Source organism: Gardnerella sp. 30-4, assembly GCF_001641215.1.
Classification (GTDB): domain Bacteria; phylum Actinomycetota; class Actinomycetes; order Actinomycetales; family Bifidobacteriaceae; genus Bifidobacterium; species Bifidobacterium leopoldii.
In genome coordinates, this window is the sequence record NZ_LXJL01000143.1 from 1 (window position 1) to 1,993 (window position 1,993).

Annotated in this window: 2 protein-coding genes; both read left to right on the top strand. The window is 44.7% G+C overall.

What is annotated here, in order from left to right:
• The first annotated feature begins 59 nt into the window (after window positions 1-59).
• A complete protein-coding gene (locus A5294_RS06255) occupies window positions 60-956 on the top strand; it encodes a dihydroorotate dehydrogenase electron transfer subunit (RefSeq protein ID WP_004106407.1) in 897 nt (298 codons plus the stop codon).
• A gap of 5 nt (window positions 957-961) precedes the next feature.
• A complete protein-coding gene (locus A5294_RS06260; protein ID WP_004119039.1) occupies window positions 962-1,963 on the top strand; it encodes a dihydroorotate dehydrogenase in 1,002 nt (333 codons plus the stop codon).
• Window positions 1,964-1,993: the final 30 nt, after the last annotated feature.

Sequence of the window (1,993 nt, forward strand, 5' to 3'; positions counted from 1 at the left end):
ATTGAAATTAAAAATAAAACGCAACGGTACAAAACACATACAAGGGTAGGGGAAACCACATGAGTGATGGCATGTTTATTCCAACGCGAAAAGCCTCTGGAAACGCCATAATTACGTTACGTGAAGACGCTTTTGATTCTTCCGGCTCAAGTTCTGCAGACGAAAGCAATAATGCAAAATATTCGCGCCTTTGGGGGCGCAGAGCTGTAGAAGTACTCAATAATGAGAAGCTAGACGAAGGCGTGTACCGTTTAACTTTGCGAGATTCTGAGATTGCTAAAAAAGCTGCTCCTGCGCAATTTGTGAACTTGTATTCCCCTGATCCAACTGCTATGCTTCCGCGTCCTTTTGGAGTTGCAAGCGTAGAAGGCGATACTTTTACTTTGATTTTTGCTGTGATTGGCAAAGGCACTGCTAAGTTTGCTGAGCTTAAACCAGGAGATAGCATTGACGCTCTTGGACCTTTGGGACTTGGCTTTAATATTTCCAAACCTGCACATTATGTGTTGGTTAGTGGCGGCTTGGGCGTGCCACCTATTTTGTGTGCTGCTCAAGCGCTTTCAAAGCGTGAAGATTCTAGCGTAACGGCAGTGCTTGGCTACCGTAACAAACGTTTTGCAGATGATTTAACGAAAGAATATATTTCAGACGTACACAGTATTACAAATGCTGAAGGAACTGTTATTACACTTCTTGACGAACTTGAAAAAGTTAAGCATTTTGATTTCGACGACGATTTACCAACGGTTATTTTGTCTTGTGGTCCTTTGCCTATGATGAAAGCTGTAGCTCACTGGGCGCATGAAAGAAATATTGAGTGCCAGCTCAGTTTAGAAGCGCGTATGGGTTGCGGATACGGAACTTGCGTTGCTTGCGTTGTTGACACTTTGGAAGGCAGGCTGAAAGTTTGCAACGACGGTCCTGTTTTTGATGCGAATCGTTTGGGTTGGGAGTAAAAAATATGAGTGCTGTAAATAATGCCGAAAATAATTCTGTAAATAACGCAAATTCCGTAACAAATTCCGCTGAAACTTTTGGTTTTGACACTAGCCACGTTTGGAAGCACCCAACTCAAGTCGCAGGCGTTAAGTGGAAAAACATGGTTGGAACTGCTTCTGGAACTTTCCAGCTTGCAGCTTGCCGACGCTTTTACGACGTAAGCCAACTCGGCGCAATTTGTACAAAAGGTGTTTCTCCTGTTCCGTGGGAAGGAAATCCTTCTCCGCGCACTGCAGAATCTCCTTCTGGAATGGTAAACGCAGTTGGATTGCAAAATCCTGGTGTCGACCATTATTTAGTAGACGAGTTGCCGAAACTAAAATCCATGGGAGCACTTGTTATTACTAATGTTGCAGGTCACAGTGACGACGATTATGCGCAAGTTGTTGAAAAGCTTGCAGATTCTGCGGCCGACATGCTTGAAATTAATGTAAGCTGCCCAAACGTGACTCACGGCGGAATGAGCGTTGGTACTGATCCGGTTGCATTGCACCGCTTAATTAAGCGTCTTCGCGCAATGACAAGCAAGCCAATGATTGTAAAAATGACGCCAAATGTGACGGATATCGTTTCGATTTGCAAAGCTGCAGTTGATGCTGGAGCGGATGCTTTAAGCATGATTAACACGCTAGTTGGTTTGCGAATTGATATTCGAACAGGCGAGCCTATTATTGCGAATCGCACGGGCGGTGTTTCCGGCCCTGCAATCTTCCCAATTGGGCTTGGGTTTGTGTGGCGAGTGCGTCAAGCTATGCCAGATATTCCAATTATTGGCATTGGCGGCATTGATTCTGGCGAAAAAGCTTTGGAATACTTGTATGCTGGCGCGAATGCTGTAGAAGTTGGTGCTGCTGCTTTGGTGGATCCTACTGCTCCTATTCGCATTGCTCGCGAGCTTGACGATTTGCTTGATTCTCGTCCAAAGCTTGCGTCTTTACTCGCTGAAGGCAAAACTTGGCGCTGAAATTAAGTATTTAAAAAGTATTTAGAAAGT